A 16,928-nucleotide genomic window follows, 5' to 3' on the forward strand; every position below is an offset into this window, starting at 1 on the left:
TATAAGCTATTGCTACGAATTATCGAAAGTTCTTCCTTATATTTGCCCTATTTAAGGCAATAAAGCTGATGAGCGCGAAAAGATATGAGGTAAATAATACCATTACTTGTAAAAGTATGAAGGACTCCTGTGGCTCTCTGGCGTATATATAATTATACAATTTTTAGGAGGTCGATATCAATATGGAGCAAAGAAAAGAACTTGTTCATATCATTAATCAATCCGGTGCTCACTCCGCCTGGGGTTTAAAGCACTGCAACCGGGTCTACCTTCTGGCCAAAGAACTATCCCAGCATTTAGATCTTGATGATGACATCCTCTTTTTTTCAGCCATGCTTCATGATACGGGAAGATATCCCGCCTATGCCTTAGCCAATGTGGACCATTCTCTTCGTTCCAAAGGGGTTGCCGCCAATATACTGCAGCGAATGGCCTTTCCCAGCGATAAACTGCCCATCGTCCTGGAAGCTATCGAATCTCACATGTACTATTCCGAGCCGGGCCGCAGCGATGAAGCCGTTTATCTAAGAGATTCGGATATTCTGGATAACCTGGGCAATATCGGGATCACCCGACTATTCAGTTTGATCGGCCAGGATGAGTTGATCCGTACACCTGAAGATGCCTTGGAGCGGGCCAGAACCTTTGCCGAAGCCTTACCTAATAAGGTCTATACGAAAACGGGGAAACGACTGGCAGTAAAACGCCGAGAGGAGATCTTAAGATTCCTCTCCGGCATCAGGAAACAAACTGCTGAATTTGTGAATTTATAGGCTGTTCATCGCCCTATTTCTTTTTCTTGTTGTCCATATCGTCCAGCCAGCGGGTGATCGTATCGATCACAGCTAAGGTATGCTCCAGATTATTGGACCGCCTTCCGTTATCCACCAGAACCTTCAAGCGATGGCGAAGCCGCTGCATTGCCCTATTAATCTGGGCCTGAGTAATCTTAGCCTGACCGGATTTTCCTCTGCTTAAGGTTGGAAGCTGAGTTACTTCCGCACCGCCATGAGCCATGGCCTGCCTGGTTTCTGAGGCTTGTTGGGCTTCTGCCTCAATGATCTGCAGCCAGGGTTTTGACGGCGGATAGGGGATAACTTCCCTGTTCTTAATTTCCAATACTTCGCCCAACTGGGGAATCCAGGGGATTTTCCCAAACTTCTCTTGGATTTTCTGGGCAAAGATTTTTTGGACATCAGGTTCACCGTGGACTAAGATAATATTTTCAGCCTGTTCACCCAGGCAGGACAACCATTCCAAGAGCTGAGGCTGATCGGCGTGGGCAGATAAACCTTCCATGCGGCGGATATTCGCACGAACAGCCACCTTTTCCCCATGAATGGTTACCTCTTTGGCCCCTTCAATAATTCTCCGCCCCAACGTTCCCTGAGCTTGGTAGCCGACAAATAATACGGTGGCATTTTCCCGCCATAGATTATATTTGAGATGATACTTAATCCGCCCAGCGTCAGCCATACCGCTGGCGGCAATGATGATGGCGCCGCCCTGAATAGAGTTGATGGCCATGGAATCTTCGCTGGTTAAGCTATAATGAACATTGGGCATTAATAAGGGGTGCTCGCCCCTTTGGATCATATCCAGAGTCTCCTGATCGAAATTCTGAGGATTTTCCTGAAAAATCTTGGTCGCGGCGATAGCCAAGGGACTATCCACATAAATAGGCATCACCGGGATCTCGTTTTCAGTCTGCAGTTTACGTATATAAAACAAAAGGTCTTGCGTACGTTCGATAGCAAAAGCCGGGATGACAAGATTTCCCCCCGCTTGGTGAGCCTCGCGAATGATTTCAGCTAAATGCTGAATGCGATTGGCCCTATTCTCATGTTGGCGATCCCCATAGGTTGTTTCAACAATGACAATGTCTCCGCCGCAAATAATGCGGGGATTCTCAATAAAGGGTTGCTCGGAATTCCCCACATCCCCGGAGAACACAAGGGTCTTTTCCAGTTCACCTTCCTTGACTGTCATTTGGACAAATGCTGAACCCAGGATATGGCCCGCATCGTGAAAGATAAAGTTTATCTCCGGAGAAAGCTGAGTGCTTTGATCATATTGAGCCGGTGTGAAGAATTTAAGGGAATTCTGGGCATCTTGGGCAGTATAAATAGGTGTTAACAAATCCTGACTGGCCCGCTTCAGCTTGCGATTTTTGCGCTCTACTTCCATCTCTTGAATATGACCGCTGTCCGGGAGCATCACCGAGCACAATTTAATGGTTTCCGGGGTGGCATAAATTTTTCCCTGAAACCCATATTTGATGAGCTTGGGAATTAAGCCCGAATGATCCGTATGAGCATGGGTCAGGATCACGGCATTAAGTTCCGCAGGATTATAGGGGAAACCACCATAATTCAGCTCTTTCAAGGCTTTTGAGCCTTGAAAGAGTCCACAATCGATCAGGACTCGATAGCCTTCGGATTCAACCAGATAAGATGATCCGGTGACGACTTGAGCGGCTCCATAGAAATATAGTTTCATGAAATCCTCCTGTTTTAAAGCAATTATTCACCCCGATCCCGTTGCAGAGCTGACTTTGCTTTATGGACGTTCAATCCGGATCTTAATCCAGTTGAACAAGTTTAAGTTTCACTGCTTTGAGAGCGGCTTGGGTGCGATCCTCCACCGCTAATTTGCGAAAAATACTGGAGAGATGATTTTTGACGGTTTTTTCACTGATGAATAAGGCCTGTCCAATCTCACGATTGGATGACCCCTTAACCACATAAGTTAGGATTTGCAGTTCTCTGTCACTTAATCCACAGGTATCCCTGTTCTGGGTAGGATGAACAAGCTGTCCCAGCAATTTACCGGTAACTGCAGGTGAAAGAATCGGCTGGCCCGCATGGACTTTGCGAATGGAATCGATCAAAGTCTTGGGATCCACATCTTTCAACAGATAGCCTGCAACCCCCAATTGAAGAACCTGAAATACTTTTTCATCGGAATCATCCACAGTCAGCACCAGAATGCCAATCGTCTCGTTTTCACGGCGAATGACACGACAGGCTTCCAAACCATTAACCCCAGGCATATTTAAGTCCATTAATAAAATATCAAAATCCAAGGTGCGTGAAACATTAATCGCACCTTGGCCGTCTCCTACTTCACAGACAACTTGGATTCCTTCTTCAAATTCAAGAATTCGTCTTAATCCCTCACGAAGGAGCGGATGATCATCTGCGATAACGACTCTTATCATTCCCATCCCTCCTCATAATTCGGCACAATGAGCTTTACCGTAGTCCCTTTTTTGGGAATTGAGGTAAGGTTCATTTGGCCATTGAACATCTCAATTCTCTCTTTCATCCCCACCAGCCCAAAATGGTCACCGGGATTGGCAAATGCCTCTTCCACATTGAATCCGATCCCCCGATCCGTGATTTGAACCTTAATTTGACATTCCTCATACTCGATAAGGACCCTGGCCCAATCAGCACGGGCATGCTTGGCGATATTCGTCAATCCCTCCTGAAGGGAACGGAATAAGGCTACCTCCACTGCCGGCAATAAACGTCTCTCTTTGCCGATCACCTTAAAATCACAGGTTAAATGATAGGTTTCCTGAAACGTCATGAGATACTTTTCCAAAGCAGAAATAAACCCATGGTTGTCCAGCGCAATGGGGCGCAGGTCAAAAATAATCCGTCGAATATCCTGCAGATTTGAACGGACCAATCCTTTTAAATCCGTGATCTCTGCTCGCACTCGAGTAGGATCCAGTGCGAGCAGTTTTTCAGCAATTTCTAAGCGCAAAACAATATTGGCCAGATTTTGGGCCGGTCCATCATGAATCTCCCGGGCAACCCGACGTCGTTCTTCATCTTGAGCACGGATGATCTTTTGGGCAATTTCCTGCCGATGTTCAGGATTATTGTTTTGACTCAGTTCAGAAATTCCACCATGTAAAAGATTGATCGCCATGGTTACCTGATTAAGTAAATTTTCGGCTCGCTCGATAGTCTTCTCCATCTGTATCAGAGAACGTTCGATTTCATCCCGCCGTGCCCGCAATTGCATCTCCTTGGATTGCAGAAGTTGAAGCTGAACTTGGACATCCTTCGTTTCAGTATAAGATTTTATCATCTCTTGCTCAGAATGATTACCAAATTCTCTGCTTACTTCCATTAAACGTTGACGGAGCCGGCGCTCTAATTTTTGGTATTTATCCACCTCGGCAATGGTATAGACAATTTCTTCCTTGAGCTGAGCCAGCTCTTGAATAAGCCGCTGGGCTTCTGCACGTGTCGTTTCTGCTATGTAGAAAATCTCTTCTTTGCTTGTCTCAATAGCTTTTAAAGTGTTGCTCATTATGAGACCCAATCGGTCTGCCACTCTCGTCCCTCTCTTCACCACAATACTCTTGGTAGTATTCGACATGATTTCTGTAATCTCCTACTAATTTTGAGCAAAAGTGGTGCTGAATTCAATCTTTTAACGTAGTACGCGTCGAATTTCCCGTTCTAGACGCCGCGGATACATTAAATCCCCCTGACTGCAAACAAAGACCTTATAGCCTTGTTTTTTCATTTTTATAGTTATCTCTTTCGTAAGGCCGTCGTCTAAAGACGGGTCATCCTCTGGTATCACCCGAATGAGTATATTATCTATTTTAGCAAAAAAGCTATATTCATCAACCGAGACATTCCATTGAATCGATGAATCTCCGCAGAGATGCTTCAGAACTTGAGCAAGAGCTTTACCGTTCTGAGGAATTTCCTGGGGCTCAGCTGCAGGTTTGACTGCCGGCTCAATCACAGCCCGATTATTTTTCTTTTTATTGGCATTAAAGCGAAATGGATCCCTGGCCGGCGGCACACCATGACTTTTCACGGGTTCATTTTCTCTTGGCATGGCGGTCAAAACACTTAGAGCCGGCACAGCTTCTTCGTGAACCTCATTCTTTATCTTAGCTTCAAGATTTTCCAGAGGTTGGGTATAGACCGAAGTATATTCATCAATGACACTATGTGATTCCAGCAAGAGCTGCTTTAAGGACTCGTCAATGAGTTCATGAAGGGATTTGGCAATAGGATCTGTGAGGGGTTCGCTGATCACTTCGTCGATTGCATCATCGATACCTTTGGCCATTTCGCCTGGATCTGGGCCTGGGTTTGAGTTTGGACTAAGGCCAAGCTCATCCGAACCTGATTTATTTTTAATATCCTCACCCAATTCTTGAGCTATAGGCTCTTGCTTCATAAGCTCTTGCTTGAGCTCCTTCTTCTGATCAATCTCAGTATAAGTGGGAGGGGGCTCTGTATTCGTCGCCGGTCCCTTGTTAAGAGGCTCTTTAGGGCTCAGGGTTTGTGGTGAATCCGTAGTTTTCAACACATGCTGCTTAAGCGAAAAAAAGGAATCCAATTCCTGCGTTTGTGCTCCCCCGCCATTAAGGGGCACCTTGGAGCTGGGCACAGTGATACCTTCCGCCTGACTGCCCAGGACCCTTAAATGAGCCAGCGGCTGGGGAAAATACTGCGGTTCCTGCGTTTCTACGTTTTGTAGTCCTGCGCTGATCATATCATTCATAAGCCGGTAAAAATCAGGAAAATTCTCTATGACCCGATGGTCCGGTAATCTCTGTTCCACCAATTGACGAATCCCATCCATGAGCACTTCTTTTGGCAGATCGAGCATCTCCTGAAATGATGATGCGATTTTTTCAATGGCCTGCCTGCCTTGATGAAATTCACCATCAGCTTCGTTTCCCGATAACAGATTCACAGTAAGTAATTTTTCCACGAATAAGTCGATCCATTCGCGAATTTCTTGATCCTCTTTGAAAAAGGCTTCCAAGATTGTCCACCTCCGCATACATCTTTTCCATGATAGCTATGCGGTTTGGCGGCAGAGTATGTCTGATTTTTGGCCGGAAAAACAGCTACTTTATGCAGATTCTCTTAGGCAGGTGTCTCCAGGATTTTGATTTTACACCGGTCGCTCCATAAGCTGCGCGGACAAAACTAACGCAAAAAGCCCTCCGCTTCGAAAGGTGCCCGCCCAAATCGCTCCTGCTCAATGGGCGGTTGGAAACGTCCTGTTTCCAACCTTTCTCCGCTGCAGGCTTTTCACGAAGTTTTGTCTCCGCTCGCTTAAATTCGCTTCCTATCGTAAAGCAAAATCCTTGGGCTGCTTTGCGGGTCTGAATAAGCGGGGCGTTGTGGGAAATGTGGAGCAAGTTGCCTGACCTGAGCCGCTTTTTTCGTCTTTACCGGCGCCGCTTGCGGCGGCATGGCCAGCTAGCCTGGGAAAGGCCCTGAAGATGACCCTCAAAAATGCCCACAAGATTCCCAAAAGCAGTGCTAAAAGAGACCCGCAAGGCGTAGCTTTACGTACAAAAGCGGACGGATTTAGCGGAGGGGCGGTCAGGTGAAGGTCGCTTTCTTAACGTAGCGGAGCCACGGTTCACATCAGGTATTACCAGGAGGTTTGGCGGGAGCTGTTAAGAAAGCGAGTGAACCAGCCCCGGAGCTATGGAGTACGCGTTGTGCGTAACGCTACGCGACCCGAGCAATGTCTTTTACTAATCAGTGATACCGCCCATACCACATAAAAACCCAATAGCGCACACAAAGGAGAGCCCTGCTCACCTTAAACGTGAGAGAGCTCTCCTGAGTATGTCGCGCTAACGGCATCATCATTGAAGAAGCACAGGCTTTTCCTAGCGCTGGCGGAAAACCTTCAGATAGGAATCGGCATAGATGCTCTTATTTAAGAGGATTTGACCAGTTGCAGCTACGTCAACCAAATCGTCATCGTTAGCATCCATAATCGCCGCATCGAGGCCGGCAGCCATAGCCATGGCCAAATAGGTGCGATTGATCAGATGACGGTCCGGGGATTTCTGGGACACGTTGGAAAGGCCCAGAACAGTTTTCGGGGCTGGATTGGACAGAGTTTTGACCATTCTGATGGCTTCCAAAACCTCAGGTGCGTGCTCTTGGGCAACATTACAAGGCAGGATCAGGGGGTCAATATAGAGTTCATCGGTAGGCAAGCCGAATTCATCTGCTGCAGCCACCAATTCCATGGCGAAAACAATGCGGTTTTCGGCATCTTTGGGAATCCCTACCTTATCCATGGTCAAACCGATTAAAGATGCATTATATTGGACAGCCATGGGGAAAACCCGCTCAATCTTGTCACGCTCGGCAGGAACTGAATTGATCATGCCAGGGCGTTTGAGATGCTTTAAACCGGCTTCAATAGCATCATAGTTCGTGGAATCCAGGCACAGCGGCAAATTAGAGACTTCTTGAATAATCTTAACCATCCACTCATAGGCTTCGGGACGCTCCTCTTTGGGAACTGCCGGACCGGAGTTGACATCAAGGTAATGGGCTCCGCCTTCTTCCTGTTTCAACGCCCAATGTTGGAGGGGCTTAGCATCCTTATTGCGAAGAGCATCTCCGATATCCTTAAACATTCCATTAATCCGTTCACCAATAATAATCAATTGAGCCACATCCTTTCATATTTAAGGGATAATCCCTATCGGCCGGATAGATCGACACTCCGATTAGGCATTCATCTCCATGAGATCAGCTATATTCTGTTGAACAAGTTTAACGGCTGCAGGATTTCTCATTAAGAGAATGCTGGCACCGACTTGCAAAAGCCCTGCCGCTGTTAAAGCTTCCCAGAGGATTGCTCTATCGTTCAGATCTCCCCAGCCTGGGAACTCTTCTGCCGAGGCATTGGCCTCTTTAGCACGGTTTGCTTCATAACCCACTGTACAAATCATCGGCATGGACAGCATCTTATCATTGGCTAAGGATCCTAACCGTGCCCGTTCCATGATCGAGTAAGCATACTCAATACCATACCCCAGACCGCCGATCATGGGGTCAATCACGATACGGTTCAGGGGCAGGCCCATTTCTGAGATCAAGATATTCAGCTGCTTACAAATGTTAATGTCCAGCGGCGAACGGGCGATAAGATTATGCTTATGCACCATGGCGGCTGCGGTAATGGATTTGTAATTATCTTGTTCAGCGATACCGATTAAAAGATTTTCACCTGAAGTAGCTTCTGCGACAGCAGCCAATACTTCATTATCCTTTTCCGGATCTTCGCACCCAGCAACGATTAAAGGAACACCAACAGCGGCTAAGACATCTTTCACCACTTTAGCGCATTCTTCAGGACTGCGATTCTCACCTTCCGGATTAGCTCCGATCAGTTTGAGATAGATCATATCGGCATTGTATTCTTCAACGCATTTCTTGGCCCAAGCTACAGGATCATTGATGACATCACCATATTGACCCTTGACAGTATCGCTCCATGCGGGAGGAACATCGGTGACTTCCAAGGCGATAGCAGCACGATTCTCCACTTTTCCTTCAAAATGAAGAAACGGCAAGGTGGAGTCTCCACCTACTTTAACAACAGAAGTACGGGTGCCACCTTCCGCAGCGGTTGCACCGATGACTACTTCTCCAACTTTACTTTGGTATCTTTCTTTGACGAGGGCTACGGCCATTTGAACCTCTCTCCTCTCTAGTTTCATTTAAAGGCTTTTTTCATAATCTTTTCCACTGCTTGAACGGCAAGGGAGTCATCCGGCAAAGTATAGAGCGGACGCCCCTCCAAATCATGAGTTACTACCATAGGATCAAGTGGAATATCTCCGATCAGTTGCAGACCGGTTTTTTCAATCTCTCCTGATAAAGAATCCAGGCTTCCCTCTGTGGTTTTCGTCACTACCAAGTACACCTCGTCCACCGCAGAGCGCAACCCTTTAATCAGTTCGTGGACTCTCCCCGCCGAACGAATCCCTCGTGCGGAAGAATCGCTGATGACGAACATCACGTCCACACGGGGAATAGTTCTCCTGCTGATATGCTCAAGACCCGCTTCGGTATCCACTGTCACATAATCATAATTGTCGCCTAAGGTCTCCAGATACTTTCTGAGCAGGTCGTTGGGATAGCAATAACAGCCGGGACCCTGGGGGCCCCCCATAACCAGTAAATCAATATCCTGAGATTCAATGAGGCTTTGTTGGAGTTTGTATTCCACAAAAACATCCTTGGGCATTCCTGTGGGAATGGCCTTGGGATTCTTCGTATCTTCGAGAAGTTCGGAAATCGTTGCTGTGACCTCGAGGCCAAGAGCTTCATTCAAGTTGGCATTGGGGTCTGCATCCACCGCCAGGATGGATTTACTCTGCGATCCTTTGACCATTTGACGCAGTAAAAGAGCTGTGAAGGTTGTTTTACCTACTCCTCCTTTACCTGCAACTGCAATATATTTTGTCATGATTCTTCCCTCCAATGCTTCCTAAAATGTTCCTTCTACAGAAGGAAATAACGATAAATCAGTATGGGGCAGGAACAAGGCCGATACAAACTCATCCATAAAAGTGGTGCCAATGGACAGTTCGATATACGTCATCTTGCGGGCAAGATCGGCAGCCTCGTTCCAAGCCTTCTGCGAAAGCAAGGCAAGACGTGCCCCTTTAACAGAAGAATTGCCTATGAACTCAAACTTTTCTTGAGGCAGGTCAGGAAGCAGGCCTATTTCTACCGAATCGTGAACATTGAGGTAATTGCCGAAGCCACCCCCAATGACGATTCGCTCGATCATATCAATTTCCAGGGCCACTGTTTGCAGCAATGAACGAATCCCTGCATAGATCGCCCCTTTAGCCCGAATCAGATTCTTCACATCATTTTCGGAAATGACAATATCCTTATCTCCTCCTGCTTGATGAGCCCAAGCCAAAACAAACTCTTTGTCATCCTCCGTGGCACGAATCCGCGCCGATTGAGAAGGATGTTCCAACTGGAAATTCCCGGCACGATCAATAATTCCTGCCTTGCGCAGCTTGGCCAGGCAATCCACTAATCCCGAGCCGCAGATGCCAACAGGAGCAATCTTGCCGACTACCTTCAGCTTGACATCAAGGCTTTCCGGATCAATATCCACCCGCTCAATGGCCCCGGGCATGGCTCTCATGCCAAAGAGAATTCCTCCCCCTTCAAAACACGGTCCGGCCGAGCACGCACAAGAAACAAGCCAATCCTTATTCCCCAGCACTATCTCCCCATTGGTTCCGATATCGATAAATAAAATAATCTCGTCGGAGTTGGCCATATCTGTGGCTAAAGCACCGGAAACGATATCTCCTCCCACATAACTGGCCACCGAAGGATAGGTGTGAATGAGTGCCTCAGGAAGAAGTCTAAGCCCTATTTCCCGCGCTGATACCGCCGGTGTTGAATTGACGGTTGGGATGTAGGGTTCTAACCGAATGTAACGGGGATTGATGCCCAAGAAGAGCTGTGACATGGTTGTATTGCCGGCGATCACCGCACTGGCTATATTCTGGCTGGTCAGGCTTTGCCGCTCAAGAATTCCCTCAATGAGGACATTGACGGTATCCACTACGGCCTTTTGAATCTCAGCCATGTTCTCCGTGCTATCAACCGCATAGACAATCCGCGAAATGACATCATCCCCAAATTGGGCTTGCTTATTGTAGGAGCCTTGTTTATCCACTATTTCTCCGCTATCCAGATCGACCAAGTAGACAACCACGGTCGTGGTACCCACATCAATTGCCAAACCATAGCACGGTCGGTCATTGGCAGGCTCCACATGGAGCACTGTGTACCCTGATTCTAAATCCGTTAAAATAACGGATAGGTCCCAATGAGCCTGACGCAAGGTTTCCGGCAAAGTTTGCAATACGGATAAGGGAATGGTCAAAGGTTTATCGGATTGAAGCACCCGCTTTAACTCAATGGACAAACGAGTCCAGTCGCCGGCATTATCCGTTAGGGTAGGTTCAGAGCAACGGATATTGACCTTGCGGGCCAGGGGATGATACCCATAATAAGTTAACAGATCTTTACTGGTCTCTGTGAGCAATGCTGCATTGGCATCCTCAAGGAGAACCTGATGCGCTTGCAGGCGTGATTCCGGTGGGACCTCAACGGTCAGATCCCCTTCAACAAAGGTATGGCAGCTTAAGCGTACCCCACGGCTCAGTTGTTCCGGAGATAAATTTCCCGTTCTTTCACTTTTGGCTTCACCGGATATCACCGTAACTTTACAGGCACCACAGGTCCCTTTGCCGCCGCAGCTGGATTTTATAAAAATACCTGCCTGAGAAGCTGCTTTGAGCAGGGATGTTCCTTGTTCCACCTCAATCACTTGCTGATCCGGCATAAATTTTACCTGGAATTTCTCCATGGTATCCTCCTCTACCCTCTTGCCGTTGCAACCTTACATTGCCCGTGTAAAGGAAACAATCCCGCTGGATTCGCGAGGTCCGACGATGACTTTCCAGCCGGAAATTTCCTGTAATTTTCCGGAGATAACAGCCACATAGCCGGGGATGATCAGATTGCGATGGTTTACTTTATCGCCTACACCGCTCTTGGCCAATATATCGGCAATCTTTTCAGGCTCAAATTTGCCTGCTGCATAAGCTGTAAGCACAGAAGTACCATCTGTATCGATGGGGAGAATATAGCTGGGAATCTTGCTGGCTTCCACTTCTCCCTCAACGCTGTAATAGGTTAAGGAGAAGTTCGTCGTAATATAAATCGGTGAGTTCTCGTTGACTTCACCCACTGTATGCAGAATAGGCTCCACTTGAATGGGTTTTTGCGGATCTGTATACAGGTTCTGACGAAGTGCCATCAAGGGCAGGATATGAGCCTTAGCCGATGCCTTTAAGACAATGGCACTGGCATATTTGGCCACATAAACCGAGGCTTCCGTGATTTCGGCCAGAGGTTCTGTTTTGCTGGTGAAGGCAATCACTGGATAGCCGAACGGTCTGAATTTCTTTTTAATCGCCAGGCGGCGGCAGTGAGTCAGATTAGCAAGAGTCTGGCTCGGTGTCCGGGTGCCCGGATCCAGGACGAATTCTTTATGGCCAAGTTTTTGAGCATTTTCCACTAGGGCTGCTAAAGCGTCCAGGCCTTCAGCCTTAATAATAACGGGAACATTATGCTCTTTTGCTAAGTTGACAACCGCCTCATAATTGGCTTCAGTAGCCGAGCCGATGAGAGGTTTGCGGCTGGCAACTCCAGGCAAAGCGGCTTTCAGGGCATCTGCGTTGTCGCTTAAAAGCAGCAAAGAACGCTCAGTTCCTGCGGCCACCTGAGCGACCACTTTAGCAAATTGCTCCGGGGAACCGGAGGCCTCGACTACAGCCACTCCGTCGATGGTATAATGCAATCCCACCCGATCAAATTCCAAGCCTTCGATTTCTTGAAGCTTCGCTTGAACTTCTTCGTCGGATAACGTATCGGCAATCTCAATCAGCAAGGTGGTAGGATGATAAAAGGTTTTATCGTGACGGAAAAGAACCGTTTCATCTCCTAAAATCGAGCCGTTGCCGAATTTGATAGCCTTAATCGGTGGTGCCGATGCGGAATCCAGGGCTTCCCGAGCTTCATTCGTAACATAAGGGCAAGCATCTAAGGATCCTTTACCGGAAGCCAATGCCATCGCGAAAGCGAGACAGGTAGGAGTACCGCACTCACCGCAGTTCTTTTTGGGGAGTTGTTTATAAATTTCTAAGCCTGTTAAAGCCATAACAGTGACCCCTTTCCATCATTACTTTTTCTCACCGGAGACAGAGCATGATGCTCTGTCTCCAACAGTTTATCTTACATTAATGGGTCCAGACTGAAGCATGGGTGACCATTTTCTTCGAGGAACGGAATGATCTCTTCCACCGTCGTGCCAACGCTCTCATCGGCAATCTTATTGATAAAGTCTTCGCCTAAACCTTCATCAATCGAACGGGCTACAAGATCTTCTTTTAAGAACTCCTTCAGCTCTTTAGGCATCCAGACAATCCGCGAGATGCCGCCGTCAGCCGGAATAAACTTCTTGCTGATAATATAGCTGCGGCCGATTCCCATAAATCCTGGTGTCTGCAAGCCACCGCCAACGGTGCCGGCCAGGGTCGAGAAGGTCATGCCGCAAGGCGTCATACCACTATGCTCACGGGTGGTGATCATCAGGCCGTTGGCCTCAGGAACAATGGCCATAATCGCCTCGAAGCAACCGCAGGATGTCATGGGGCGATCCATTAAGGTATAGAGATTGACTTCATCAAGAGTATTATTGGAAGAAGGCCGCAGATAATCATTGACACTCTGCCACATTCCCTTGACTTCATCAATGGCCAAACCCTTAGGAATAGGCTGGTTCGGGCCGGTTGGGGTAATTTCGAAGGCTGCTTTGGCATCAAGCCAGCTGACAGCACCGCAGAGACCAACCCGCTCCGGACTGACGATGCAGACATGGTTGGGAGCAAAGGACTGACAGAGGAGGCAAGAATAGAATTCTTCTACATTCTCGTCGGTCAGGCTCTTCAAGCGGGCATCCCGTGCGCGATAACGCTCCCGGGCCTTGACCAGATTTTCCTCGACGGCTTGTTGATCCGTATAGATGGTAACCTGGACCCGGTCGACAATAGCCGGGAATTCCTGCTTGAATTTAGCCAGCAGCAATTCTCCGATATGCTTCATTAGGAAGCCTTTAGCCCGAGCATCCTTGGAAATACGCACCCAGCAAAGATCACGCTGAGCAACGTGCCAGACTCCTTCACCATAGTTGGTAAAGTAGTGGATCCGGCGCTCCAGAACCCCTTCAAAGTCCTCCTGCATTTTACGGCCATAGATATCCACCTTAATTCCCAAGGGAAGCCGACTTCCTTCCGGTACCGTATCGATCTCCGGTCCAATGACGGTTACCTGACCGTCCACAACCTCATCAGGTCCCACCATGCTTACCAGCTCGAAGGCAGTAGTTCTGCCGCCGCCAAACTCCACATAGGTATCCCCTTTGCGGATGGTTTCCCCTTCAAAGGCAGGTCCGAAGTTGACCGGAATAGGAATCTCGATATTGGTCAGCTTAATTCCCCGCACCTCAAGGGCCAGAGGCACGATCTTTTCATAATCAGGCTCAGAGAGATACCAATCCGGGATCTGCATATCTTCGCCCAGTTCCTGGTCCGTCAGTACAGGGAAGCCCATGAAAATGGCTCCCATCTCAGCGGCTACTTTAACATCATCCAGCTCTCCGAGATGGAGCACAAAAGCCCGTACCCGGCGATGCTGGTAATCACGATGCTGTTCTCTTTGTCCGGCAGGAATTCCCCCGAAGGCCAAGCCGGCCCGGAAGGCATAGTTCACTGCATGGATAACCTGAGTAAAGTTTCCTAAGGGGAAAGCAATATAGTCTTCACCAATCTTCACGTTTTCTTCCAGCAGCTGCTCAATGACTTCATCACAGAGGAAGAGCATGAAGCCTTTGCCCATCAGGTTATCGACAATTTTCTTCGCCGACGGGGAATCTTTAGCACGGCCTAAGATAACGGCAACACCTGGGATGGTCCAGTCCACCATCTTGATCCCATGCTTACGCACAATAGGGTCACCCAGGAAACCGGTCCAAGGGGCTACCTTGGGCTCGTCGTTGCGCAAATAGTGGAGAATTTCAATAATCTCCGCAGCATAGAGAACGGATTCCCCCCAGAGGCGGGCGTTCTCAAAGGTCAATTCTGTTTTGACCTGATTCCGCACGCGGTTAAGAAGCGGTACAAGCTCACCAAGCGTGGTTACCTTATCCCCGGAGAGGCAGGTAATAACCGGAAGGTGGTAAGCGGTGTCCGGATAGCCAACCGTTTGTTGGGGACCATAGTCTTTAAGGGCACGGTTTAAAAGAATCTCCGCATAACTCATAGCCGTAATCGTTCCATCGTAGGCCTTACGAAGTAATTTTTTGGGCTCTTTTGAGGGATCCTTGATCGCATCAGCGTAAATTTGCTCCATGGACATAATCACTTCCTCCTTTCCTTACCACCCTTGGGCAATGGCTGTATCGAATTTTTCAGCGGTTTGCTTATGGATTCTAAGCTTCCATGTTCTGTATTCAAGTGCATTCAAGATTTTTTGGGCAGCTACTTTCTCATCCACTTCGAAAATAAAGTTGCCGCCGAAGACATCATGGGCAATTTGGGTGGCAATGCCATAGATGAGATCACTGCCCTCCAGGTAAGGCATGGTGCCTACGTGAGTAGGAATACCCATGGAAACGCAGTAGGAACCGATCGCTACCGCCTTTTCATGCATGGCTTCAGGTGCAGAGGCAGCAAAGGGAACCTTAGGTGTATCGACACCCAGTTCTTTGGCCATAGCTTGAACCAAATCCATACCGCGGCTGTTATCCACACAAGATCCGAGGTGGAATACCAAAGGTAATTTAGTGGACAATTGAGGATTGGCTTCTTCAAGCTGTCTGATAAAGCTCTTCAGGCCTTCTCCGGCATATTCTTCCACCGCTTCTGAATTCATTAGGCCCATCTTGGCAAAGGCTCCGGCCGAGCAGCCTGTCGCTACAACAAAGACATCATTCTTCACCAGCGCTTTAAGAATGGCGACATGGGATTCATCCTGCTGACGTTTCAGGTTGTTGCAGCCGGCCATCTGAACAACACCCTTGATCTGTCCGCTCAGAATAGCATCGGTCAGAACGGAGAAGGGGCGCTCAGGATTGATCTTGCCGAAAATATCGGTCAAGGCTTCGATACTGAATCCTGCCACAAGGGAGTTGCGCGTCTTGGAGAGAGCGATCTTTTTGGGATCTCTTCTCTTGTAAGCTTCAATGGCTATTCTCACTAATTTTTTAGCGTCTTCCATGGCAGTTTCTGAATTAAACGCTAAATGTTGCGCACCGGGAACCTTCATAATGGCTTCCGTAGTGATCATCTTGGTATGGTAGCAATCGCACAATTGGGTGAGGGATGGATAAATACATTGAATGTCAACAACCATCGCATCAAGGACACCGGTCAAAATGGCCATTTCCTGAGAGGCGGATGATGTGGCCAGATAGACCCCTTCACGCATCAAGAGTTCATTACCGGTACAACAGATACCGACGATATTGACCCCTTCTGCTCCTGCTTTTTGAGCTTCTGCCTTTAACTCACGGGCAGCCCCTACCACCATTTCGGAAAGAACGGGGTTATGTCCATGAACGGCGATATTGACCATCTTCTCTTCAATAACTCCCAGGTTCGCTTCAGAAACAATGGGCTCCGGAATCCCAAATAAAACGTCACTGAGGTTGGTGCCGATATATTCTCCCACTAAGTCGGCGAGGGAGCCTTTTAGGCCACCGAAAATTATATTAACAGGATCAGCATCCACCCCTTGAGCGGTCTGCGCCATAAGTTCCGTTACCGTACCATCAATATTACGCGGCATAATATTCGTATTTAAAAACTTGTTATGACGCTGCTCAATTAGGAAAGAGTCAAGGAATGCTGCCGGACGATCTTTATATCTGCCGAAATCTTCATAAGCTAATTCGGTTACGTCGCCAAGAATCTCCATATTATCTCTGTTTAACGTCTCGATTCCCAGTTTTTCGGCTAGTTTATGAAGTTTTTCCGGGGATTTGATTTCATAGTCTTTAGTCTTTCCTTCCACAAGTTCATGGGCAGTGTGCAGCACATGTCTGGCATGCTCGGAGTGAGACGCTGCTCCTCCTGCGATCATACGAACAAGGTTTCTGGAGACAATGGTATAGGCGGTTGCACCGCAAATACCTCTGCTGGCCGGTCCATCCTCTGCTTTGACCCGGCAGGGTCCGGCAAGACAAATACGACAGCAGATGCCTTTATACCCGAAGCCGCATTGGGGCTGCTGGGCGACAAAGCGATCAAATACTGTCTCAAGTTTGTTTTCCTGCGCAACTTTCAGCATCTCTATGGTGCCTGGATCTGTTGTGCGCAATGGATTTTTGGGTTCCACCACACGGGGCGCGTTGGAAGGCCGTGAGGTGTGTGTCAAATCCCGATATCTTGGCATTGTTTAACCTCCTCTTTTTGACCTGTAGATTTCCACCATGCAACTGTGCTCACCTTT

At 48.0% G+C, this 16,928-nt stretch carries 12 protein-coding genes; 1 reads left to right on the forward strand and 11 read right to left on the reverse strand.

What is annotated here, in order from left to right; genetic code table 11:
- The first annotated feature begins 182 nt into the window (after positions 1–182).
- Positions 183–773: an HD domain-containing protein gene (locus tag BUA14_RS21130; RefSeq protein ID WP_072774413.1), complete on the forward strand. Its 591-nt coding sequence runs from the start codon at positions 183–185 to the stop codon at positions 771–773.
- Positions 774–786: 13 nt separating this feature from the next.
- On the opposite strand, the gene BUA14_RS21135 is transcribed toward BUA14_RS21130, so the two are convergent.
- The 11 genes from BUA14_RS21135 to cooS form a co-directional block, all read right to left on the reverse strand.
- Positions 787–2,499, reverse strand: a complete 1,713-nt coding sequence (locus tag BUA14_RS21135; RefSeq protein WP_072774414.1) for an MBL fold metallo-hydrolase RNA specificity domain-containing protein — start codon at positions 2,497–2,499, stop codon at positions 787–789.
- Positions 2,500–2,581: 82 nt separating this feature from the next.
- Positions 2,582–3,220 carry a response regulator gene (locus tag BUA14_RS21140; protein WP_072774415.1) on the reverse strand — a complete coding sequence of 213 codons (639 nt, stop codon included), beginning with the start codon at positions 3,218–3,220 and terminating at the stop codon, positions 2,582–2,584.
- The gene (locus BUA14_RS21145) at positions 3,217–4,398 is read right to left on the reverse strand and encodes a sensor histidine kinase (RefSeq protein WP_072774416.1); all 1,182 of its coding nucleotides are present in this window, start codon (positions 4,396–4,398) and stop codon (positions 3,217–3,219) included. Before BUA14_RS21145 ends, BUA14_RS21140 begins: the two co-directional genes overlap by 4 nt.
- Positions 4,399–4,452: 54 nt before the next feature.
- Entirely contained in the window at positions 4,453–5,832 is a 1,380-nt protein-coding gene (locus tag BUA14_RS21150; protein ID WP_072774417.1) for a hypothetical protein, read from the reverse strand.
- A gap of 847 nt (positions 5,833–6,679) precedes the next feature.
- On the reverse strand, positions 6,680–7,474 hold the full coding sequence (locus BUA14_RS21160; RefSeq protein WP_072774418.1) for a methyltetrahydrofolate cobalamin methyltransferase: 795 nt from the start codon (positions 7,472–7,474) through the stop codon (positions 6,680–6,682).
- A 63-nt stretch (positions 7,475–7,537) separates the two neighbouring features.
- Entirely contained in the window at positions 7,538–8,506 is a 969-nt protein-coding gene (locus BUA14_RS21165; protein WP_072774419.1) for an acetyl-CoA decarbonylase/synthase complex subunit delta, read from the reverse strand.
- Between the two features lie 23 nt (positions 8,507–8,529).
- The gene (locus BUA14_RS21170; RefSeq protein ID WP_072774420.1) at positions 8,530–9,285 is read right to left on the reverse strand and encodes an ATP-binding protein; all 756 of its coding nucleotides are present in this window, start codon (positions 9,283–9,285) and stop codon (positions 8,530–8,532) included.
- 21 nt (positions 9,286–9,306) lie between these two features.
- Positions 9,307–11,223: an ASKHA domain-containing protein gene (locus BUA14_RS21175; protein WP_072774421.1), complete on the reverse strand. Its 1,917-nt coding sequence runs from the start codon at positions 11,221–11,223 to the stop codon at positions 9,307–9,309.
- Positions 11,224–11,256: 33 nt separating this feature from the next.
- Positions 11,257–12,579 (reverse strand): acetyl-CoA decarbonylase/synthase complex subunit gamma, encoded by a 1,323-nt coding sequence (gene acsC / locus BUA14_RS21180; RefSeq protein WP_072774422.1) that lies wholly within the window; start codon positions 12,577–12,579, stop codon positions 11,257–11,259.
- 74 nt (positions 12,580–12,653) lie between these two features.
- Positions 12,654–14,834, reverse strand: coding sequence for an acetyl-CoA decarbonylase/synthase complex subunit alpha/beta (gene acsB / locus BUA14_RS21185; RefSeq protein WP_072774423.1), 2,181 nt, complete (start codon positions 14,832–14,834; stop codon positions 12,654–12,656).
- Between the two features lie 18 nt (positions 14,835–14,852).
- A complete protein-coding gene (cooS, locus tag BUA14_RS21190) occupies positions 14,853–16,871 on the reverse strand; it encodes an anaerobic carbon-monoxide dehydrogenase catalytic subunit (protein ID WP_072774424.1) in 2,019 nt (672 codons plus the stop codon).
- Between the last annotated feature and the right edge of the window lie 57 nt (positions 16,872–16,928).

The sequence above is a fragment of the Desulfitobacterium chlororespirans DSM 11544 genome, assembly GCF_900143285.1.
GTDB classification, from domain to species: domain Bacteria; phylum Bacillota; class Desulfitobacteriia; order Desulfitobacteriales; family Desulfitobacteriaceae; genus Desulfitobacterium; species Desulfitobacterium chlororespirans.